General features: G+C 59.9%; 19 protein-coding genes. 9 read left to right on the forward strand and 10 right to left on the reverse strand.

What is annotated here, in order from left to right:
* Positions 1-10 precede the first annotated feature (10 nt).
* The 5 genes from PSH90_RS12515 to PSH90_RS12535 are packed head-to-tail and all read right to left on the reverse strand — an operon-like array spanning position 11 to position 4,273.
* Positions 11-655, reverse strand: a complete 645-nt coding sequence (locus PSH90_RS12515; RefSeq protein ID WP_305382990.1) for a tetratricopeptide repeat protein — start codon at positions 653-655, stop codon at positions 11-13.
* Positions 652-1,461 carry an SDR family oxidoreductase gene (locus PSH90_RS12520; protein WP_095179828.1) on the reverse strand — a complete coding sequence of 270 codons (810 nt, stop codon included), beginning with the start codon at positions 1,459-1,461 and terminating at the stop codon, positions 652-654. Before PSH90_RS12520 ends, PSH90_RS12515 begins: the two co-directional genes overlap by 4 nt.
* Entirely contained in the window at positions 1,448-2,122 is a 675-nt protein-coding gene (locus PSH90_RS12525; RefSeq protein ID WP_056785591.1) for a TenA family transcriptional regulator, read from the reverse strand. The genes PSH90_RS12520 and PSH90_RS12525 overlap by 14 nt, the downstream gene beginning before the upstream one ends.
* On the reverse strand, positions 2,122-3,606 hold the full coding sequence (locus PSH90_RS12530) for an AMP-binding protein (RefSeq protein WP_056785594.1): 1,485 nt from the start codon (positions 3,604-3,606) through the stop codon (positions 2,122-2,124). The genes PSH90_RS12525 and PSH90_RS12530 overlap by 1 nt, the downstream gene beginning before the upstream one ends.
* Complete coding sequence (locus tag PSH90_RS12535; RefSeq protein ID WP_056785596.1) at positions 3,596-4,273, reverse strand: thermostable hemolysin; 678 nt, start codon at positions 4,271-4,273, stop codon at positions 3,596-3,598. Before PSH90_RS12535 ends, PSH90_RS12530 begins: the two co-directional genes overlap by 11 nt.
* A 206-nt stretch (positions 4,274-4,479) precedes the next feature.
* Here PSH90_RS12535 and PSH90_RS12540 point away from each other — a divergent pair, with 206 nt between their 5' ends.
* Complete coding sequence (locus PSH90_RS12540; protein ID WP_041478765.1) at positions 4,480-5,031, forward strand: cytochrome b; 552 nt, start codon at positions 4,480-4,482, stop codon at positions 5,029-5,031.
* Positions 5,032-5,163: 132 nt separating this feature from the next.
* A complete protein-coding gene (locus PSH90_RS12545; RefSeq protein WP_095179833.1) occupies positions 5,164-5,292 on the forward strand; it encodes a hypothetical protein in 129 nt (42 codons plus the stop codon).
* Between the two features lie 7 nt (positions 5,293-5,299).
* On the opposite strand, the gene PSH90_RS12550 is transcribed toward PSH90_RS12545, so the two are convergent.
* The 5 genes from PSH90_RS12550 to PSH90_RS12570 form a co-directional block, all read right to left on the reverse strand.
* Positions 5,300-6,592, reverse strand: a complete 1,293-nt coding sequence (locus PSH90_RS12550) for an MFS transporter (protein ID WP_095179835.1) — start codon at positions 6,590-6,592, stop codon at positions 5,300-5,302.
* A 251-nt stretch (positions 6,593-6,843) separates the two neighbouring features.
* Positions 6,844-7,995 (reverse strand): MFS transporter, encoded by a 1,152-nt coding sequence (locus PSH90_RS12555; RefSeq protein WP_252878079.1) that lies wholly within the window; start codon positions 7,993-7,995, stop codon positions 6,844-6,846.
* Between the two features lie 16 nt (positions 7,996-8,011).
* Positions 8,012-9,247: an aromatic ring-hydroxylating dioxygenase subunit alpha gene (locus PSH90_RS12560; protein WP_305382992.1), complete on the reverse strand. Its 1,236-nt coding sequence runs from the start codon at positions 9,245-9,247 to the stop codon at positions 8,012-8,014.
* A 155-nt stretch (positions 9,248-9,402) separates the two neighbouring features.
* A complete protein-coding gene (locus tag PSH90_RS12565) occupies positions 9,403-10,749 on the reverse strand; it encodes an MmgE/PrpD family protein (protein WP_305382994.1) in 1,347 nt (448 codons plus the stop codon).
* Between the two features lie 141 nt (positions 10,750-10,890).
* On the reverse strand, positions 10,891-11,850 hold the full coding sequence (locus PSH90_RS12570) for a LysR family transcriptional regulator (protein ID WP_122610472.1): 960 nt from the start codon (positions 11,848-11,850) through the stop codon (positions 10,891-10,893).
* Positions 11,851-12,218: 368 nt separating this feature from the next.
* Here PSH90_RS12570 and PSH90_RS12575 point away from each other — a divergent pair, with 368 nt between their 5' ends.
* The 7 genes from PSH90_RS12575 to PSH90_RS12605 all read left to right on the forward strand — a co-directional run bounded on the left by PSH90_RS12575 (position 12,219) and on the right by PSH90_RS12605 (position 20,343).
* Entirely contained in the window at positions 12,219-13,253 is a 1,035-nt protein-coding gene (locus PSH90_RS12575; protein WP_305382996.1) for a glycine betaine/L-proline ABC transporter ATP-binding protein, read from the forward strand.
* A 51-nt stretch (positions 13,254-13,304) separates the two neighbouring features.
* A complete protein-coding gene (gene proW / locus PSH90_RS12580) occupies positions 13,305-14,258 on the forward strand; it encodes a glycine betaine/L-proline ABC transporter permease ProW (protein WP_252887859.1) in 954 nt (317 codons plus the stop codon).
* Between the two features lie 72 nt (positions 14,259-14,330).
* The gene (gene proX, locus PSH90_RS12585; protein WP_370695137.1) at positions 14,331-15,311 is read left to right on the forward strand and encodes a glycine betaine/L-proline ABC transporter substrate-binding protein ProX; all 981 of its coding nucleotides are present in this window, start codon (positions 14,331-14,333) and stop codon (positions 15,309-15,311) included.
* 87 nt (positions 15,312-15,398) lie between these two features.
* On the forward strand, positions 15,399-16,460 hold the full coding sequence (locus PSH90_RS12590; protein WP_252878085.1) for a GlxA family transcriptional regulator: 1,062 nt from the start codon (positions 15,399-15,401) through the stop codon (positions 16,458-16,460).
* A 123-nt stretch (positions 16,461-16,583) separates the two neighbouring features.
* On the forward strand, positions 16,584-17,900 hold the full coding sequence (locus PSH90_RS12595; protein ID WP_305382998.1) for an FAD-binding oxidoreductase: 1,317 nt from the start codon (positions 16,584-16,586) through the stop codon (positions 17,898-17,900).
* 48 nt (positions 17,901-17,948) lie between these two features.
* Positions 17,949-18,851 (forward strand): dihydrodipicolinate synthase family protein, encoded by a 903-nt coding sequence (locus tag PSH90_RS12600; RefSeq protein ID WP_252878087.1) that lies wholly within the window; start codon positions 17,949-17,951, stop codon positions 18,849-18,851.
* A gap of 1 nt (position 18,852) precedes the next feature.
* Positions 18,853-20,343 (forward strand): aldehyde dehydrogenase, encoded by a 1,491-nt coding sequence (locus PSH90_RS12605; protein WP_305382999.1) that lies wholly within the window; start codon positions 18,853-18,855, stop codon positions 20,341-20,343.
* The last annotated feature ends 25 nt before the right edge of the window (positions 20,344-20,368 follow it).

Below are 20,368 nucleotides of genomic sequence, written 5' to 3' on the forward strand. Positions count from 1 at the left end.
CGCACTCCTTTCAGTCGAGTTTCTTGTTCACGTCCACCAGCAAGGCGTCGATCTCTTTACGACGCCCGGCATCGGCACTTTCGCGGCCCGCACGGGGTGCGGCTTGTCTGGCCTTGATCAGCGCTGCCTTGGCTTCAGCGAAGCGCTTCTGACGGTAGAGATGGTCGCCCCAGAAGTACAGACTGTCGATGCCATCGGGGTTGAGCTGCAGGGCTTGTTTGAGCAATTGCTCGGCCTTGTCGCTGTCGCCGAAGCCGATCGGCCAGCCCGGTACCCGATCGTACAATGCAGCGAGGCTGGTGTATGCCGAGCCTTGCAGGGCTTTAGGGTCAAGCGTCAGGGATTTTTCCAGGTCCGCTTTGGCGTCCTTGGCTTTGCCCAGGGCACCGAGCCCGCCCTCGGCACCGGCCCAACTGCTGGTGACGATGCCTTTCCAGATCCAGGCTTCGGCCACATTCGGACGTTGCGTGGTGAACGCGTTGGCTTCGCTGGCCAATTGCTCGAACGCCGCGGCGCGCTGCTTTTCCGCGACCTCGTATTGAATGTGCGCCCAGTTCTGCTGGATGCCGGTGAGACGTTGCTGATCAGCCGGCTCAAGCGCCCAGACACTTTGACTGAGGGCGGCAAACAGCAGGCATGTGGAGAGTTTTTTCATGGCTTTGAAGCCTCGTTGTCAGGTTTTTCACTGAGACGGCGGATCAGTGGCAATTGCTTGCGCAGACCGCGATCCACCAGATGCGGAAGTAAGCTGTTCAAACGGACGAAAAATCGCTCCGGCCAGCCTAGGTAGAGATCACGACGGTCGCCGGCAATCGCATGCATCACTGCCGACGCCACGGTCTGCGGATCGTCAACGCTGGCCTTGAGGGCATCGTTCAAGGCTTGCGCAGCGGCGCTGTTCATCGAGGTGCGGGTGGCCCGGGGCGCGACATACAACACGCTGACCCGCGTGTCGGCCAGCTCGCGGCGCAACGCCTCGGAGAATCCGCGCAGGGCAAATTTGCTCGCGCAATAGCTGGCGTAACCGGGGTAGCCGATCGAGCCATAGGTCGAGCCGACGTTGACCACCATCGCACTGTCAGCCTGCTTGAGCAGCGGCAACAGCATTTTGGTCAGGCAGATTGGCGCGCTGATGTTCACCGCCAGCATCGCGTTGATGTCACTGTCATCGAGCTGTTCGAGCATGGCGAAGTGATTGACCCCGGCGGCGTTGATCAGCAGGTTGATGCCGCCGATGGCGTCGGCGGCGGCCAACACTTTGCGCCGATCGCTGAGGAAGGTCAGGTCGGCGGCGACCCAGCACAGGTTCTGCGGATACCGCTCAAGCAGCGGCAACAGCGCCTCCTGATGCCGCGCCACGGCCAATACCCTGGCACCGGCGGCGCACAAGGCACTGGCGATGGCCAGGCCGATGCCGCCACTGGCACCTGTCAGCACCACGCGGGCTTCATGCAGCTGCATATTGGGCCTCAGCGTCGCGGGGCAGATCACGGAACATGTCGGTGTAGAGCCGATAGACGACTTTCGAAGCATGAATGACCGCCGCTTGATCGTCAGGGTCTTCCAGCTGATTCATCAACCGCCGATAGGTCTGCATGTGCTCGATGTCGAGCGCGCCGTGGGAGCTCAGATAGCTGAATGCCGTTTCCGGCAGCGCCAGGCGATCGCGAATGCTCCCCGCCGCGTGGGTCGCCAGGGCAATGCTGGTGCCTTCGAGCACGTTCACCATGCCGAACAGACCCACCGGATTGCCCCGGGCGATCAGATCGTAAAGAAAGCTGACCATCAGCTCGATCGATAACGAGGGCTGACCATCGCGCACGGCGTCGCGATCACCACCACAGGCGGCAATGTCGTTGAGCACCCATTGTTCGTGGCCGTATTCATCCTCAATGTACTCGCACACCGCTTTGCGCAGCCATTCCAGGCGCGTCGGCAGGCGTGCACCGCAAGCCATCATCAGCGGCACGGTGTGGCGCACGTGGTAGTAAGCCTGGGCAAGAAAAGCCCGATAGCTGTCGAGGCTGACCTTGCCTTGCAACGCATCGACGATGATCGGCAGGTTGAACAGCTCGTGGCGTTCGCGTTGCGTGGCTTCTTGCAGAGTGTCGAAAAAACTCATTATGCGGATTCCTCGGAAGTGGCGGATTCGGTCAGTTGCGTGCGGTACTGCGCGATGATGGCGTCGCGGCGCGGCCGGCCATTGGCGGTGAGCAGGCCGTTGGCGGCGGTGAAGGGCTGCGCCAGGCGCGTCCACTGATGCACCTGGGCGTAATCGGGCAACGCCTCGTTCGCTTCGGCGACGGCAGCGGCCAGCTCGGCATCGGTGCAGTCCGGACGATGCGGCCAGAGCAGGGCGTGGTTGTGCGGCATCGCCTCGCCATAGACGAACGCTTGAGCGATGTGGCGGCGCTGGGTCAGTTCCGACTCGACCCATTCCGGGTTGACGTTTCGCCCGTAGCTGGTGACGAATTGGTGTTTTTTGCGGCCCTTGAGATAGAGAAAACCTTCCGGATCGAACTCACCGAGATCGCCACTCGGCCACCATTGATCGGTATACGCCGGCTCCCCCAGATAACCGAGCAACACCGAACCCTTGATCAGCACTTCACCGTCCTCGGCCAACCGCACCTCGAGGTGGGGCAGAGGGCGCCCGACGCTGCCCGGACGGCGCGCGCCGGGGCGATTGAGGCATACGACCGAGGCGCACTCGGACAAGCCGTATCCCTCGTAAACCGCTAACCCGACCCGTTGCGCGCGGTGCAGCAGATCCGCTGACACCCGCGCGCCACCGACCGCGGCGAAGAGCAAGGTTTGCGGATCGAAAGCGTTCTGTTCAGCGGCGCTGACCAGAACTTGCAGCAGCTGTGGCACGAGTATCAGGCTCTCCGGCGCACGCTTGGCCAGATAACCGAGCAGGCGCGCAACATCGATGCCGCTGGCGCCTTGAATGCCGAGGGTTGTCTGGCTTGGCAGGCTCAACACCGCACCGGCGTATAGCGCGGCATAACAGCCCAGGTTCTCCAGCAGGATCGCCAAAGGCAACAGCGCCAGATGGTGCTCCGGCCCAGTAGCTGCGCTTGCCTGATCAAGCTCCCGGGCAACGCGCAAGAAGCTGTCGGCGCTCAGGCACACCCCTTTCGGCGTGCCGGTGGTCCCGGAGGTAAACGTGAGTTTCGCGGTGCCCGCCGGCATGCGACTCGGGCCATTGAACGAGCGACACCAGAATTCACCTCGTAATTCATAGCCCGCCGCCAGCAGCTCGGCTTGCAGTTGCGGCTCGGCGATCACCCGTTCGGCCTGGCTCTGCTCCAGACAATGGGCGCGCTGCGCGGCACTGAAAAACGGCGGCAGCGTTACGCAGGTCAAGCCTTCGAACAACACCGCCAGATCCCAAAGCATCGCGTCGACGCCGTTGTCCAGCGCGAGCGCGATCACCTGCACCTGCACCTGCTCATCGCGCAGCCGCTCCTGGCGATACAACACCTCGGCATACAGCGTGGCGTAATCTATTCTCAGCGTGTCGCCCCACAGGGCTGAGGCGTTGTCATTGCGCCGGGCATGGTCGCGCAGGGTTTCCTGGAAGCGTTGCAATTCAAGCGACATGGCAGGCTCCTTCAACAGAAGTCGGCAAACCCAGGCGAGTGAACAGGCCAATATTGCGCAGGTGAACAAATCCCGCGCGAATGTTGCCAACGTGCACCCAGGGTTTGCTTTCGTAATAACTGCCCCAGTGTTGACGCTCGTCACCCAGTCGCTGTGGATCAGCGGCGCACAATGTCACGGGCTTCAAACCGAGGCGATGGAAGCTGTTGACCAGCCCGATGTTGCCGGTGAAGGTCACCCATTCCAGGCCGCCCATGGCCAGCAGATAGGTGATGGCGATGATGCTCAGGCGCGCACTGCCGGTGTCGCTGGCGGCGAGGTTGCCGACTTCGACAATGACCTTGCGATCCACTGCACGACCGGCGGCGGCGCTGATCAACGGCTCGATCGGTTCATCCAGATAGCGCTCGAGAAACAGTGCCTCCAGATGCGCTCGACGGACCCCGGCCACTGCGCACAACTGGCCATCGCTGTTGTGCATGCCGAACAGCTCGGGCATGAAATGGCGGATTTCGGCACCGTGAGCCGTACGAAAACGCTGCTGGATAAAGGCTTCGAAGGGCGCGCGCAGCTCGTCCTCCGGCAACGCGTTTCTCAGCGTCATCGGCAACGATTCGGCCTGGCCGAAGTGCAGGGGCAGCGGGATGTTCCAGTCGAATTCGGGCATGGGCAGAACGCCTCCCTCAATGGGTTTGAGCGCAGTATCCAAGCCATTTCTTAACGAAGTCTGAAGATGAAAAACCGTTAACCGCAGCGCCGATCTTCAGACTCCCTTAAGGCTGGGCAAGCATGGTCAGCCTTGATTCAGGGCAACCGGATCGATAATTTCGAGCGAGATGATCGTCGCTCCACAACAATCACGAGGCGTTTCCTATGATTCGCGACACCGCTGTAACCCGTTATGGAAAACTCTCAATCATCCTGCATTGGCTGATGCTGGCGTTGTTCGTTGGTGTGTATGCGTGCGTCGAAATCAAAGGCTATATGCCCAAAGGCAGCGAAGCACGCGGCCTGCTGATGGGTATGCATGGCCTGTTTGGCGCAAGCATCTTCGCGTTAGTGTGGATTCGCCTGATCGGCCGCCTGACCCCGCGTCCACCGATCATCCCCAAGCCGCCAGCGTGGCAGACCGCAATCGCGCACCTGACGCACCTGGCGCTGTATGGATTGATGATTGTCACACCGCTACTCGCCTGGCTGATGCTCGCGGCGGGCGATAAACCGTTTCCGTACTTCGGTTTCCATGTGCCGGCGCCGGTGGCTATTGATCCGGACCTGGCCAAACAACTCAAGTACTGGCACGAATGGATTGGCAGTGCCGGCTACTGGCTGATCGGCCTGCACGCGCTGGCGGGGCTGTTCCATCATTACTGGGTGAAGGACAACACGTTGCAGAGGATGCTGATTGAGCGTACCCGCTCTTGAGGCAAGCATCTGGCGCTGTTCGCTGAAGGTAATGTTCGCCGCAACTCAAGCGCATGGCTGCGGTGGAGCTGAAAATCCGGAACTGCCAGCCCTCGCCGATGCCGAAATAGCATCGACAACGAGGGCAAAGCCATGACTGAAGAAAATACCGAAGTGCCGCAAGAGGTACCGGATCAAACCACCCCGGCGCATTCCACCGAAGAAGAGCGCGAGCGCTTGAAGGACTTCAACAAGGACGGCATCCCGCCGGGCAGTTGCTGATCAGCGGTCACCGTGGCTGCGTCACCAGTTCCCCGCTGATCGCATCCATCATCGCCGGATGCTCCTCAGCGGCCACACGCAAATCCTCGGTGACGCGCAACTCCGCACCCGTCGGCGAGTAGGTTGCTGCCGCCGTGAAAGGTGCGGGGTTGGCCGGCACCGGGCGTTTGCCGCGGCGCCAGAAGAAAAAGCTGACCATGCTCAGGTTGACCACCGCAAATACCCAGAACAGGCCGTTGGCGCCGAACGAGTTCATCACCGGCGAGATCATCATCGGACTGATGGCCGAGCCCAGCGAGTTGATCAGCAGCAAACCCTGAATCATCGGCACCAACGCTTCGGCCGGCGCGCGGTCGGCCGCGTGGCTGACGGCCACCGGGTACAGCGCGAAGACGCCGCCACCGAGCAGAAACAGCATCGCCGCGAGCATTGTCGAAGACAGCGGCAGCAGCACAATCACCAGTGATAACGCGGTGCACGCCACCGTCAGAAGCGTCAGCACCTGCAAGCGATCCGTGCGGTCGGACCAGCGTCCGACCGGATACTGCAGCAGCATCGCGCCGAGGATCGTCCAGGCCATCATGCTGCCGACTTCTCCGACGTCCAGACCTCTGCGTTGCAGATACAGCGGCAACAAGGTGTAGATCGCCGCGATGGTCACCCCCGAGCCGAAACAGCCGACCAGCCCGGTCGGCGTCACGCCCAGCAGTTGCCGGGGCTTGAGCGGCTCGACCTGATCGAGCAGCGGCGACACGCGCGGCAGGATCACGATCGGCAGCACCGACAGCGCAGCGAGCATGCCGGCGACCATGAACGGCGCGCTGTCGCTCATGCCGGTGATGGTCCCGAGCGTCGCCTGGCCCAAAACGCCAGCGCCATAAAGGACGATCATGTACAGCGCGAGCAAGCGCCCGCGAATCTTCTCGTCACCGGCCAGTAGCAGCCAGCTTTCGATCACCAGAAACACACCCACCGTGGCCCAGCCGTTGATCAGGCGCAGGACGAGCCAGCCCCAGGTGTCGTAGAACAGACCCTGCAACAGAATCGTCACGGCGATCAGCGAGGCGAAGCTGCCGTAGGCACGAATATGGCCGATGCGCAGAATCAGCCGGTCGTTGAACACCGCGCCCAGCGTCAGGCCGATGAAGTAGGCCGACGAAACAACTCCGATCATCGTCGCCGAGGCACCGGCGGCGTCCAGGCGAAGGGTGGTCAGGGAAGACAGAAAACCATTGCCCAGAGCAATAATGAACAGCCCGAGCAGGGGCGCCAGCGCCATGGCCAGCAAACGCGGAGACATAAAAACCTCAAGAAAATCGAACAGCGCAACGTGCGCCACTGCGCGTGCGGTTGCCAGGCTGGAACAGGTGTTGTGCAGGGGGTCTGCCGATCGGGCAGGGTGGTGACGTCGGACGACATGGCCAGCCCTGCAAGTTCGCGTCTGTGACCGGACGCGCGATGCGAGAGCGCGGGATTCTACGGCTTACGCAGGATTTGCCAATAGCTGACGGCTGCGACGTTAGGACGCAGGCCCGTCAGAGTTCGCCGCGTTCAGGGCTTGAGCAACCTCGCGGCACAGCTGACAAACAACAACAGCACGGCCACGCCACCCAAGGCGATCGTCAACGAGCTGAAATGGGCGATCAGGCCAATGAACGCCGGCCCCATCAGAATCCCCGCATAACCCATGGAAATGATTGCCGGAATAGCGGTGCGCTGCGGCATGCGCTGTTGTCGACCTGCGGCGCTGAACAACACCGGAACGATGTTCGAGCATCCGGCGCCGACCAGCGCATAGCCCAGCAATGACGCCGGCCAGCCATCGAACACCAGCGAAATCAGCATGCCGACTGCCGCGCAGATACCGCCGAGCGTCACTACACGAATGCCGCCCAGTCGGCTGACAATCGCGTCGCCGGTCAGCCGTCCTAGCGTCATGGTTGCGGCGAAACAGGCGTAGCCCAATCCTGCGTAGCTCGATGGCATATCGCGTTGCGAGACAAGAAACACCGCGCTCCAGTCGAGCATTGCGCCTTCGGTCAGGAACACGATGAAGCAGAGGACACCCAGCAACAGGACGATTGCGCGCGGAACCGCGAAGATCGGGCCGTCGCGCTCGGTACCGTAAGGCAGCAGGTTTGGTGCAGCCTTATATAGCGAGGCGAGAATGATCGCCACCAGGCACAGCACCGATGGCAGCGGATCCAGGCCAATACTGAGCATCGCCGTCATCGCCACGGCACCGGCGATACCGCCCACGCTATAGAGCCCGTGAAAACCCGATTGCAGGGTTTCGCCGCTGTTCTTTTCGACGATGATCGACTGGATATTGATCGCACAGTCGAGCATGCCCATGCTCGCGCCGAACAACAGCACCGTGAGCGCCAGCCCCGGTAGCCACGTCAGCTGGCTCAGCATCGGCAGCACCGCACACAGAGCCAGAGTTGAGGCGATGATCACCGGCCGACAGCCAAAACGCGCGGTCAGGTATCCGGCGAACGGCATGGCCACGATCGAGCCGATGCCAAAGCCCAGCAACAGCAGTCCCAGGCCACCTTCGTCCAGCCCGGTGCGCGCTTTTACCAAAGGAACCAGCGGCGCCCAGGCCGACATGACAATGCCGGTGATCAGGAAAACGATCCGCGTGGACGCGCGCTCGCCGTAGTTTTCGCGTATTGCCAGGGATGATGTGCAACCGCTCATGGACGATAAGCGCCGATCAACCAACCGACTTCAACGGAATCGGTCCTTTGAGCCGATCCATCATCGTCACGCAGTACCAGTCATCGAACTGACAAACGCCAGTCTCGGCGGTTTCCGAATACGGGCCGGGTTCGTAGGAGGGCGAGGTCACCCCGCGTTGGGTGCCTTCAACCAGCGTGCGATCCTGATCGTTGGTGGCAATCCACACTTTGGTCAGGCGCTCGATATCGTAGTCAACGCCTTCCACCGCCGTGTCGGGCACCAGCCATTTGGTGGTGACCAATGTTTCAGTGGCGCTGATCGGCAGCACGCGGAAACTCAGCGCATGGTCGCCGAGGAAGTGGTTCCAGGTGGACGGGTAGTGGAAGTACAGCAGCGCGCCGATGTCGGCTTCGGAGGTCTTGTCGAGGCGGCCGTTGACGGCGGGCTTGCCATCCATGGTGTAGCTGACGGCGCCTGATGAAAGCGGGATACGCGTCATGCGGAACTGGCCATTGATGTCCATGACCAGACGGCTTGGCAATCCGGCCTTTTCGCACTTGGCCCAATATGCCGACAGCTCGGGATCGTCTTCGCCGCTGATGCCTCCGACTGAAAGGTTATCGACAAACGAATGCAGCAGTTCTGGGTGTGAGCCGTCGCAGTGGTAGCACTCGCGATTGTTTTCGAAGACCAGTTTCCAGTTGCCTTTCTCGACGATGTTCGACTCGAACGCGACTTTGCAGTTTTCAAGGAAATGCGGCGCGATGAAAGGGCTGACGGCTTTGCGGAAACCTTCAAAGTCGGGTGCCTTGGCGGCAACGCAGACGTAGATGTAGGTGTCGACGATTTCGCAGTGCACGCTTTTCAGGTTGTACTGCGCTTTGTCGAAGTCCTGGCCCATGTTGCCGGCGAACAACAGGTTGCCGTCCAGCTCGTAAGTCCACTTGTGATACGGGCAGACCATCTTCGCCACTTTGCCATGGTCAGCCTCGCAGATTTTCGCGCCACGGTGCCGGCACGCATTGTGGAAGGCCCGAACCTCACCATCCTTGCCGCGAACGACGGCCACCGGATAGTCGCCAATCTGCAACGTGAAATACTGCCCCGGTTTGGTGATTTCAAAGGTGTGGCCGGCGAAGATCCAGTCTCGGTGCCAGATCTGCTCAAGATCCTGACGGTATACGTCCTCACTGCGGTAAAGCGCGCCCGGCAGCGAATGCCACGGTTTGCGTTGTGCGATCAGGTCATAAACGCTTTGCTTGTTGTTCATTGTTATCCTCCCAGGACTTCGATCTTGAGCGGTCACCTTTAACCGTGACTTTCTAAATAAGCGAACGATAAGCCTCAGCCTATCCGGCACAGAACAAACGTCACAACCGACATTTGCTGCGGGCAATTAATGATTTGCGGTTATGAGTGACAGAGTCAGGGTGAAGTCGGCACCGCTTGAAAAACCGCTTGCAGTGCAGTGACGGCGCAGTCGGCTTTAGCGATGTTTCTGATTGCCATCTTCACAGCGGTACTGCGTTCAAGGCCGAGCCCATGAGCGAACAGATCAAACTTTTGCTCCAGCTCTTCAACGCTCAAAGGCGTCTGCGGATCGCCGCGCGCAGCGGTGATCGGGCTCACCAGCACCTCGCCATTCTTCAGAGTAATGCTCAACCGGGAGAGGATTTCCTCGGGGAATCTGGCCGAGATATCGGCGGCTTCGACGATTTCGATGCGGGCGCTGAGGGCCAGAATATCCGGCGCAGTAATCGCCAGACCGGTGACTTCCTCAGGCCCGACCTTGCCCCTGACAACCAGCGCTGCGAGTGGAAACGCCAAGGCGTATTGCGCTTGATCGGCGTTCTTCGGTGAATGTCCCTGCAGGCACATCGATTCATAGAACGTTTCCACACGTATGGTTTCGATCGAATCGGCAGCGAGCAAAGGATGTTGTCGTTGCAGCTCAAGCATTGCGGTCAGCGCTGGTTGCGCCCAGCGGCAGACGGGCCAGGGTTTGAAGTACTGACTGTCGATTTCCCAACGCTGACCGAGGTCGCGCCAATGCTCTGAAACGGCGATGTCTTCGACTGTTTCCGCTGGCGCACCGGTAATGCCTTCCAAGGCCATGAACAAAGCGTTCAGACCGGTGAATGCGCCCGCACCATGAGCATCACGCAGCATCGTCGGCGCTTGCACCACGCGCATCATCGGGCAGCGTGCGCTGAAGTATTCGGCAATGCCCAAGGCGTGGCGGAACGTTGTCTCATCCAGACGCAACAATCGCGCGCCAGCGCAGACCACGCCCAGGGCTGAAAAGCCACCGGAAGCGTGATACGTAGGTGAGGTCGCCATCAATGCCGAACCTGCGCGCAACGCGGTTTCGTAACCAATGCATAAAGCGCTCAGCAGCTCATGCCCGCTGATCGATTGGCCCTGCTGATGCAGTGCATCGGCGAGGGCGAGCAGGGCGGGTACCAAGGTCGCCCCTGCGTGGCCCTTGGATTTGAAATGGCCCTCATGGGCGTCGAGGCTGTCGGCGCTGAAGCCGCCGGCCCACGCTGCGCCGAGCACGTTGACGCGCTGCCCGGAGAAAATCAGGCGACTGCTGTAGAGACCGGCCGGATAGTGCCGTTCGGCAAACCGGCGCATCGCGACACTGGTGTCGTTGCTCGCCGCGCCGGCCATGACTCCGATAATGTCGAGCAGACTGTTTTGTACGATCGCGCGGGTTTTCTGCGGAGCGTCGAGAAAATCAAAATCGCGAGTGAATTCGAAGAGTGACATGCAACAAGCCCTTCCTGTGTGTTGAGCGCGACCGTGCTTGGTCGGCGTCGCTCAACAATGGGTCAGGGACGGCAGGCTGCTCCAGCGACATTTTCGTCGCGCTATTGATAACCAAAACGACCGACGCTGGCGCAGAGCAGATCAACGGCGGGGAAACTTCCCCAGAATCCATTCACGGAAGCGCTGCAATTCGTCTTCATTGTCCGAATTTTCGCGGCAGCTCAAATAGTGCCAACTGTTGCGCAGCTGTACCTGCTGCTCAATCGGTCGCACCAGTAAGCCTCGCTGCACCAGCGACGTGACCAGGTGATTCCAGCCCAGAGCGATGCCTTGATGAGTCAGCACCATGCTGATCAGCAGGTTGTAGTCGTTGGCGTTGAAAATCTGTGGACTGTTGGCCGGGCGGTCGTCGATATCGATTGCCTGAAACGCCAGCCACACGCCCCAGTCGACGTGTTCGGCGACTTGCGAACGGCCGTAAGGGCTGAGGTTGAGCAGCGCCGAATCGCGCACGCCCTCGATGGTGGAAATCTCCGGATGCTGCTCCAGATACTGCGGCGTGCACACCGGGTAGATCACGTCGTGGCAAAGCGGATAGCTTCTATAGCCTTCGCGGATGCGCGAAATCTTGGTGATGAAGATGTCCGGCTGCACGCCGGGTTCCATGGTCAGAAAGTTCTGCGTGGTGATCAGGTTCAGTTCAATGTCAGGACACTGAGCGAAGAACTCCTGCAGGTGATCTGATAACCACAGCGCGGAAAAGGCCGGGGAGCAGCAGACGGTCAGCACTTTCTTGCTCGACTGGCTGTTGCGAATCCGTTCGGCGGCCTGGGCGATGTTGACGAACGACAGTTGCGCGGCATCAAAGAACACCGCACCGGCAGCGGTCAGTTCTACCGCACGACCCACCCGGGTAAACAGTTGCGCGCCCAGGTAGCTTTCCAGCTCGCGGATCTGCCGGCTGATCGCCGCTTGCGAAACGCACAACGCCTCGGCGGCACGGGTGAAGCTTTCGTATTTGGCGGCGGCGACAAATGCCTTCACAGCCCTCAAGGACGGCATTTTCAGCAGGATGGTGTCAGGGTCGACATGCTTGGTCATTCGTACACTCTCCTAACGATACAGCTCCCCAACGAAGCGCGTGGAGGGTAACGGAACGCTCCTCGCAAGGCCACGCCAGCGTCGCTTTGGGAATAGACCCGGTCGCTCACGGTGCGAAGGCTTTGGATCAGCAACGCCCGATCCCGCAACCGATAACCCGACGTTATCAAATTGTCCCTGTAAATGTAGTTGGATTAAGCGCGGTGATGCTAATAGATTTGCAACATCCCTTCTTTCCTGGGCACCCAAAAATAATAAAAGGAAACCGTCGTGAAGACATTTATTCATTACCTCTGCCGTTTAAACACAGTTTCGCTTGATTACTTGCCGTTTAAAGTGATCGAAGTGCGACGCGAAGGAGGCATGGTATGACAAGTTCCGACGAGATCATCTGCGTAAAGAATGTTTTCAAAGTCTTCGGCAGCCAGCCAGTGCTGGCCATGAAGATGATTGAAGAGGGCGCCTCGAAAGCTGAAGTATTCAAAAAGACCGGTCAGGCCATTGGTGTATTCGATGCCAACTTTTCCGTTCGCCGAGGCGAAATCTTTGTGATCATGGGTTTGTCCGGCTCCGGCAAATCGACCATGGTCCGCTTGTTCAACCGGTTGATCGAACCGACCTCCGGCAAGATCTTTCTCAACGGCAAGGAAATTACCGGCCTGGGCGACAAGGATCTGCTGCAAGTGCGGCGCAAGGACATGGGCATGGTCTTCCAGTCGTTCGCCCTGATGCCGCACATGAGCGTCATCGATAACGTCAGTTTCGGTCTGAAAATCAGCGGTGTCAGCGAGAAAGAACGCTACTGCCGGGCCATGGGCGCCCTCGAGCAGGTCGGGCTGTCCGGCCAGGAATTCAGCTTTCCCCATCAACTCTCCGGCGGCATGCAGCAGCGTGTAGGCCTGGCCCGCGCCTTGGCCAACGACCCCGCCATTCTGCTGATGGACGAAGCTTTCTCCGCGCTCGACCCGATGATCCGCAGCGAGATGCAGGGCGAGCTGATCAAACTTCAGGCCGAGCAGGATCGCACGATCATTTTCATCTCCCACGACATTGAAGAAGCGGTGCGCATCGGCCATCGCATCGCGATCATGGAAGGCGGACGCGTGGTGCAGATCGGCACTCCGCGTGAACTGCTGTGCAACCCGGTGAATAAATATGTGCGCGACTTCTTCAATGGTTTCGACACCAGTCGAATATTGAAGGCCGGGGATATCGCCCAGCAGGATTCGAATGTTGTTTATCTGCCGGGCAGTCAAGTAACGATCAAGGCTGAGGCCTCGTTGCGAGACATCTTTCATATTGTTGCCGCGTCGGCAACTCCAATGCCGGTGGTCGATGAAGTTGGACTTTATAAAGGTTCGATTTCCCAAGGGCACTTACTGAGCTGCCTAAGTAACAGCTGAACTCCGAACAGTCAGAATTGATAAAGCAGTTTCTGCGGGCGAGGTAGCACCATGTCAGATTTCAATATTCTGGATCCTTTCCAGAGCATCAACATTCCTTTGGGTTCGTGGGTCGAAACCGCGCTTAAATATCTGGTCAGCAACTTTCGTGAAGTGTTCCGCTCGATTCGCTGGCCGGTCGACCAGGTCCTGGACGGCGTGCAGTGGAGCCTGCTGTCGGTACCTCCCACCGTCTTCATCATCATTGCCGGACTGATCAGTTGGCAGATCGGCGGCAAACGAATCGCCATTTTCAGTGTCGCCACGCTCACCGGCCTCGGCCTGATCGGCGTGTGGAACGACGCGATGGTCACCCTGGCTCTGGTGCTGACATCGCTATTGTTCTGCGCGGTCATCGGCATCCCGCTGGGCATCTTCTGTGCGCGCAGTGATCGCACCGAAATGATCATCCGCCCGGTTCTCGACGCCATGCAGACGCTGCCGGCATTCGTGTACCTGGTGCCGGTGGTCATGCTGTTCGGCATTGGCAACGTACCCGGGGTGATCGTCACCATCATCTTTTCCGTCGCGCCGCTGGTGCGGCTGACCAACCTCGGCATCCGGCAGGTGCCCGCCGACAAGGTCGAGGCGGCGCGGGCGTTCGGCTGCACGGCCACGCAGATGCTGCTGAAGGTGCAATTGCCGCTGGCGGCGCCAACGATGATGGCCGGGCTCAACCAGACTTTGATGTTGTCGCTGTCGATGGTGGTGGTTGCCTCGATGATCTCGGTGGGTGGTCTCGGTCTGATGGTGTTGAGCGGCATCGGCCGCCTCGACATGGGCCTGGCCAGTGTCGGCGGCGCCGGTCTGGTGTTGCTGGCGGTGTTTCTCGACCGATTGACCCAAGCCATGGGCGAACGCAGCAGCGATCTGGCTACCGGTCAGCGCTGGTACGACACCGGCCCGGTAGGGCTGCTGATGAAACTGAAAAAAAAGAAAACCGTTGCACTTCCCGTGACCAACTGAATTTGCCTGCTCACCCATAAACACTTTCAAGCGTGGTGAAACATGAAACTGACAACTTTCAAGAAAGGCCTGATGGCTTCGTTGTTCGGCACTCTGTTGTGCTCGGCAGTCTACGCAGCCGATGCCAACAAACCGGGCGCCGGTGTGTCGATCACGCCGATTTTCCCGAGCATCGCCGAAGAGCGTTTTCGCGGTGAGGTGGTGATCGCCGGCCTCAAGGAATTGGGCTACGAAGTGAAAGCGCCCAAAGAGGTCGACTACCCGGCGATGTTTCTCGCGCTGTCCTACGGCGATGCGGATTTCACCGTGCATGAATGGGAAATCCTGCACCAGGCATTTTATGAAAAGGCGGGCGGCGATGACGTGATGGTCAAGGTCGGGCAGGTCATGAAAGGCGTGCTGCAGGGCTACATGATCGACAAGAAAACCGCCGAGGCTTACCAGATCAAGGACCTGTCCGATCTGAAAAAGCCGGAGATCGCCAAACTGTTCGACAGCAACGGCGATGGCAAGGCCGACCTGACCGGCTGCAACCCGGGCTGGGGCTGCGAAATCATGATCGAACATCACATGAAGGCCTATGGTCTCGGTCCGACCGTGGTGGATAACCGCGGCTCGTATTTCGCCTTGATGGCCGACACCATCGCGCGCTTTCAACAGGGTAAACCAGTGCTGTTCTTCACTTGGGTACCCCAGTGGATTGCCGGCGTGCTGGTGGAAGGACGCGATGTGGTCTGGTTGCCAGTGCCGTTCACCTCGCTGCCAGACGGCAAGGAAAGCAAAGACACCTTCCATGACGGCAAGAACCTCGGTTTCCCGGTAGACACAGTCAATGCCGTGATGAACAAGGAATTCGCCGAGAAGAACCCGGTGGCGCGCAAATTCCTCTCCGAGGTCAGCATTCCGACCAGCGCGGAAAGCGAACAGAACCTGCGCATGCAAAAGGGTGAAAAATCCCTCGCCGACATCAAGCGTCACGCCGCTGAATGGATCAAGGCCAATCAGCAGGCTTATGACGGTTGGTTGAGCGACGCACGCGCGGCGGCGAAGTAATCGGTTCGACCGCGCTTGGCGGCGGCTCAGCCCGTCGCTAACGTTGCGATCGCAGGTGTCAGTGAACGGCGAGTGAGTGAGGCGAAGATGGAAACCTTTCAGAGTCCGTTGAAGCAGCAGAACATCGGCTTTCGCCAGTCCGCGTCGGTGGCCGGACAGGCCCGAGTGGTGCGAGTGGCCTTCGTATTACTTGAGAATTTCTCCCTGACGACCCTGTCCACGGCGATGGACGCGCTGGTTACCGGCAACCTCATCAATGGCGAAACGCTGTACACCGTCTCGACCTGGTCGCTCAAGGGCGGACGTGTCGAAAGCGATATTGGCGTGCCGGTCGATTCGCAACGACTGGTCGCAGAGGGCTTCAACCATGACGCGCTGATTGTGATCGGCGGTCAGCGCGTCCGCTTGGCGCCGCAACCGCTGCTGCGCCGAGTGCTGAAGAAAACCGCTGGCAAGGGCATTGTCGCCGGGTGCTGGAATGCAGCGTTCTACCTGGCTGATGCGGGATTGCTCGGCGCTGAGGAATTCGCCTGTCACCGCGACAGCTGCGGTTTGCTCAGCGAGTACTTCCCACAGTTGAAAGCCTCCAGCCGTGAATTCATCGTCGCTCAGCGCCGAGCCACTTGTGCCAACGCTCATGCGGCACTGGATATGACCCTGGCGATCATGCAAGGACTGGGTTCGCACAACGATGTGGCGCTGCTCGATGAAATCAGACGGGTCCATCAGCCGGCACAGGGCAAACCTGCGGGAGCTGCCGACGGTGTTCGGCCTGCAGCGATTCCCAAGCCGCTGAACATCGCCATCGACCTGATGGAAAACAACATCGAGGAACCGATGGAAATCGATGCCATCGCCAGTCACGTCGGAGTGTCGCGCCGACAATTGGAACGCCGGTTCGCGCGCTATTTGAACGCTGCGCCCAATCGCTATTACCTGGAGTTGCGCCTGACCCGCGCACGGCAATTGATCGTGCAAAGTGATCGCTCGATGACAGACGTGGCACTGGCGACCGGATTTGTCAGTTATCCGCACTTCTACAAGCGCTTCAAGGATCTGTTCGGCTTACCGCCGATGACGTTCAGGGATTACCACTACGCTAGCGACTCTGCCAGCCACGGGCGCTATGCCTTAGCCGCCAGCTACTGAATCAGCCGCGCGAACTGACGGTTTTACCAGTCACGGTTTTACCAGTTTCCGATCAACGCCACTGCGTGCGTTCGCTTTGTGCCGCGTGCGTTTTGCAACTTCAACGATTAACGGTTCAACACTATGAAAGTCAGTTCATTACCCGCCGATGATGACAGTTGTGGCTGGTTTCATCTGAGCAAACCGCGTAGCCCCGAGCCTGCGCACCGTGGGCAGCGCTCGGCGCGGTGGGTGATCATCGGCGCCGGTTTCACCGGACTCGCCTGTGCGCGGCAACTGGCGTTGAATTTTCCCGATGACGAAGTAGTACTGGTCGAAGCACAGGAAGTTGGATTAGGGCCATCGGGGCGCAATGCCGGTTTTGCCATTGACCTGCCGCACGATATCGGCGCCGATGATTACATCGGTGACATTGCACTGGCGCGCACCAGTCTGAAACTCAATCTGGCCGGGCAGTCGATCCTGCGTGATCTGGTCGATCAGTACCGCATCGACTGTCAGATGAAGGCGTGCGGCAAATATCAGGCTGCCGTGGAGAATCGCGGTATCGCCGTGCTTGATGCTTATCGTCGCGGTCTGGAGAAACTCGATCAGCCGTTTCAAATGATCGACGCCGATGAGTTGCCTGAACATCTGGGCACGCATTTCTACCGCAAGGCATTGTTCACGCCGGGCGCGGTGTTGCTGCAGCCATCCGGGCTGGTCAAAGGCCTGGCCGACAATCTGCCTGCCAACGTCACGCTGTATGAGCGCACGCCGATTCTCGAAGTCGAGTACGGCGCCAGGACGGTTCTTAAACATGCCCACGGCAGCATCACGGCCGACAAACTGATTCTGGCGAACAATTCCTTCGGAATGCGTTTCGGTTTCCTCCAAGGGCGCATGTTGCCGATCTACACCTACGCCAGCATCACCCGGCCGCTGACCGAGGAAGAGCAGACGCGCTTGGGTGGCAAACCGTTCTGGGGCGCCATTCCCGCTGATCCGTTCGGCACCACGGTGCGCCGCACGCCGGACAACCGCTTGCTGATCCGCAACAGCTTCACCTTTAACCCCGATGGCCGCAGCAACCGCAAATACAACGAGCGTTTCGTGCGCCGGCACAAGGCGTCGTTCGACCAGCGTTTCCCGATGCTGCCCAACGTCACGTTCGACTACACCTGGGGCGGCGCGCTGGCGATGTCGCGCAATCACAACGGCTTTTTCGGTGAGCTGGCGCACAACGTCTACGGCGCGCTGGGCTGCAACGGCCTCGGTGTCACTCGCGGCACTGTCACTGGAAAGTTGCTGGCCGACTGGCTGGCAGGCCAACGCGACGGGCTGATCGATTTCCTCCTGCAAACCCCCGGTCCCAACAGCAACCCGCCAGAACCGTTCCTATCGCTGGGGGTGAACATGAACCTCAAGTGGGGGCAGTACCGCGCCGGCAGAGAAAGCTGAATTACCTGAAGCCCGAAATCCTGAATATTGAACCCTGGAGAAAACGCGATGAACTTTGATGGAATCTTTACCCCGGCCATTACCCCGTTGTCCGCCGATGGCCAGATCGACTATGCGGCGTTCTCCGAAGTAATCGAATACCTGATCGAGTCCGGGGTGCACGGCATCGTGATCGGCGGTTCGACCGGCGAGTATTACGCGCACACCGCGGAGGAGCGGGTCGCCGTGGCCCAGCGCGCGAAAGAGGTGATTCGCGGGCGCTTGCCACTGGTGGTTGGCACTGGCGGCATTCGTACCGAAGATTCGGTGTACTTCGCCGAGAAGGCCAAGGCACTGCAAGCAGACGCGATTCTGGTCGGCTCGCCGCCGTATGCCTTGCCGACGCAGAAAGAGATTGCCGCCCATGTGCTCGCAGTGGACAAGGCCGCCGGTCTGCCGATCATGCTTTACAACTATCCGTCGCGGATGGGCGTAGCGATGGGCGATGAATTCTTCGCTGCCATTGCCGATTGCAAGAACATCGCCGCGATCAAGGAAAGTTCGGGCGAGACCGCACGGCTGCATCGTCTGGCTCACTCGCACCCGCAGATCCAGTTGTCCTGCGGCTGGGATGATCAGGCGCTGGAGTTCTTTGCCTGGGGCGCACGCAGCTGGGTCTGCGCTGGTTCCAACTTCATCCCGCGTGAACACATTGCGCTGTACGAAGCCTGCGTACTGGAAAAGAACTTCGACAAGGGCCGGCGGATCATGTCGGCGATGTTGCCGCTCATGGACGTCCTCGAGAGCGGCAAGTTCGTGCAGTCGATCAAGCATGGCAGCGAACTCAGCGGCCTGCGTGCCGGCGGTGTACGCGCACCTTTGCAAGCGCTGGAGCCCGCCGAGAGAGAGCAACTGAAAAACGTCATCGAAACCCTGCAGAAGAACGTCGCGCGCATTGTCGAGGAGGCTTGAAATGGCAGATCTGCTGAGTAAAGAGCAATACCGTGAACTGGCGGGGCAGCTGGAATTTCGCTATCAGGCTTTTATCAATGGGCGTTTTTGTCCGGCAAAGTCCGGCAAGACGTTCACCACGACCAATCCCGCCACCGAGCAGGTGCTGACCGAGATTGCCGCGTGTGATGCCGACGATATCGACCAGGCCGTTGCAGCAGCGAAAGCAGCGTTTGATGACGGCCGCTGGCAGTCACTCGCACCGTCGGCGCGCAAGTCGCTGTTGCTGCGCTTTGCCCAATTGCTGGAAGACAACGCTCATGAACTGGCGGTGCTGGAAAGCCTGGACAGTGGCAAGCCAATTCGTGAGTGCCAGACCATCGACGTGCCGGAAACCATCCATACCCTGCGCTGGCACGCCGAGCTGATCGACAAGATTTACGACGCCACGGCGCCGGTCGGTTCCGGCGCGGTGACCATGGTCGTGCGCGAGCCGATCGGCGTGGTCGGGCTGGTGTTGCCATGGAATTTCCCGCTGCTGATGCTCGCCTGGAAGATCGGCCCGTCACTGGCCGCAGGCTGTTCGATCGTGGTCAAACCGGCCAAGGAAACCACCCTGAGCACCTTGCGTGTCGCCGAACTGGCGCATCAGGCGGGTATTCCTGCCGGTGTGTTCAACGTCGTGCCCGGCGGCGGCAAGGAGGCGGGCGAGCCGCTGGGGCGTCATCCCGATGTGGCAATGGTCAGCTTCACCGGCTCGACCGACACCGGCCGGCTGTTCCTCAAATACTCCAGCGAATCCAACCTGAAACGCATCGTGCTCGAGTGCGGCGGCAAGAATCCGGCGGTGGTCATGAACGATGTCGAAGACATCGATGTGGTCGCGCAGCATGTGGTCAATGGCGCGTTCTGGAACATGGGCGAGAACTGCTCAGCCTCATCGCGCCTGATCGTCCACGCCGACATCAAGGACGAACTCTTGCAGCGCGTTCAGGCGCAGCTCGGCGACTGGAAAATGGGTGACCCGCTGGACCCGGAGAACCGTTTGGGCTCGATGATCAGCAAGGCGCATTTCGACAAGGTGCGTTTGTATCTCGATATCGCCCGCGACGAGCATCTCAGCTTTTTGGTGGGCGGCCAGACTCGCCACGATATCTTCGTCGAGCCGACCATCGTCGATGGCGTAAACCCCGACAGTCGCCTGTTCCAAGAGGAGATCTTCGGCCCGGTGCTGAGCGTCACCACCTTTCACACGGTCGATGAAGCCATCGCTCTGGCCAACGACACCGCCTATGGCCTGGCTGCTTCGGCCTACACCGGCAACCTGCGCAACGCGCTGAAGTTGTCACGCGGCATTCGCGCGGGGATCGTCACGGTCAACTGCTTCGGCGAAGGCGATGCCTCGACGCCGTTCGGCGGTTACAAGGAATCGGGATTCGGTGGACGTGACAAGTCGATTTGGGCGCACGACCAATACACTGAACTGAAAACCATCTGGATCGACGCGTCGTAATTGGCGTCTGGACCTGCACAAGGGC

The sequence above is a fragment of the Pseudomonas sp. FP1762 genome, assembly GCF_030687105.1.
GTDB lineage: Bacteria > Pseudomonadota > Gammaproteobacteria > Pseudomonadales > Pseudomonadaceae > Aquipseudomonas > Aquipseudomonas siliginis.

Excerpts from the sequence above, each read along its gene's own strand:
- PSH90_RS12515 (WP_305382990.1), bottom strand. The coding sequence starts at position 655 with ATGAAAAAACTCTCCACATGCCTGCTGTTTGCCGCCCTCAGTCAAAGT.
- PSH90_RS12520 (WP_095179828.1), bottom strand. The coding sequence starts at position 1,461 with ATGCAGCTGCATGAAGCCCGCGTGGTGCTGACAGGTGCCAGTGGCGGC.
- PSH90_RS12525 (WP_056785591.1), bottom strand. The coding sequence starts at position 2,122 with ATGAGTTTTTTCGACACTCTGCAAGAAGCCACGCAACGCGAACGCCAC.
- PSH90_RS12530 (WP_056785594.1), bottom strand. The coding sequence starts at position 3,606 with ATGTCGCTTGAATTGCAACGCTTCCAGGAAACCCTGCGCGACCATGCC.
- PSH90_RS12535 (WP_056785596.1), bottom strand. The coding sequence starts at position 4,273 with ATGCCCGAATTCGACTGGAACATCCCGCTGCCCCTGCACTTCGGCCAG.
- PSH90_RS12540 (WP_041478765.1), top strand. The coding sequence starts at position 4,480 with ATGATTCGCGACACCGCTGTAACCCGTTATGGAAAACTCTCAATCATC.
- PSH90_RS12545 (WP_095179833.1), top strand. The coding sequence starts at position 5,164 with ATGACTGAAGAAAATACCGAAGTGCCGCAAGAGGTACCGGATCAAACC.
- PSH90_RS12550 (WP_095179835.1), bottom strand. The coding sequence starts at position 6,592 with ATGTCTCCGCGTTTGCTGGCCATGGCGCTGGCGCCCCTGCTCGGGCTG.
- PSH90_RS12555 (WP_252878079.1), bottom strand. The coding sequence starts at position 7,995 with ATGAGCGGTTGCACATCATCCCTGGCAATACGCGAAAACTACGGCGAG.
- PSH90_RS12560 (WP_305382992.1), bottom strand. The coding sequence starts at position 9,247 with ATGAACAACAAGCAAAGCGTTTATGACCTGATCGCACAACGCAAACCG.
- PSH90_RS12565 (WP_305382994.1), bottom strand. The coding sequence starts at position 10,749 with ATGTCACTCTTCGAATTCACTCGCGATTTTGATTTTCTCGACGCTCCG.
- PSH90_RS12570 (WP_122610472.1), bottom strand. The coding sequence starts at position 11,850 with ATGACCAAGCATGTCGACCCTGACACCATCCTGCTGAAAATGCCGTCC.
- PSH90_RS12575 (WP_305382996.1), top strand. The coding sequence starts at position 12,219 with ATGACAAGTTCCGACGAGATCATCTGCGTAAAGAATGTTTTCAAAGTC.
- proW (WP_252887859.1), top strand. The coding sequence starts at position 13,305 with ATGTCAGATTTCAATATTCTGGATCCTTTCCAGAGCATCAACATTCCT.
- proX (WP_370695137.1), top strand. The coding sequence starts at position 14,331 with ATGGCTTCGTTGTTCGGCACTCTGTTGTGCTCGGCAGTCTACGCAGCC.
- PSH90_RS12590 (WP_252878085.1), top strand. The coding sequence starts at position 15,399 with ATGGAAACCTTTCAGAGTCCGTTGAAGCAGCAGAACATCGGCTTTCGC.
- PSH90_RS12595 (WP_305382998.1), top strand. The coding sequence starts at position 16,584 with ATGAAAGTCAGTTCATTACCCGCCGATGATGACAGTTGTGGCTGGTTT.
- PSH90_RS12600 (WP_252878087.1), top strand. The coding sequence starts at position 17,949 with ATGAACTTTGATGGAATCTTTACCCCGGCCATTACCCCGTTGTCCGCC.
- PSH90_RS12605 (WP_305382999.1), top strand. The coding sequence starts at position 18,853 with ATGGCAGATCTGCTGAGTAAAGAGCAATACCGTGAACTGGCGGGGCAG.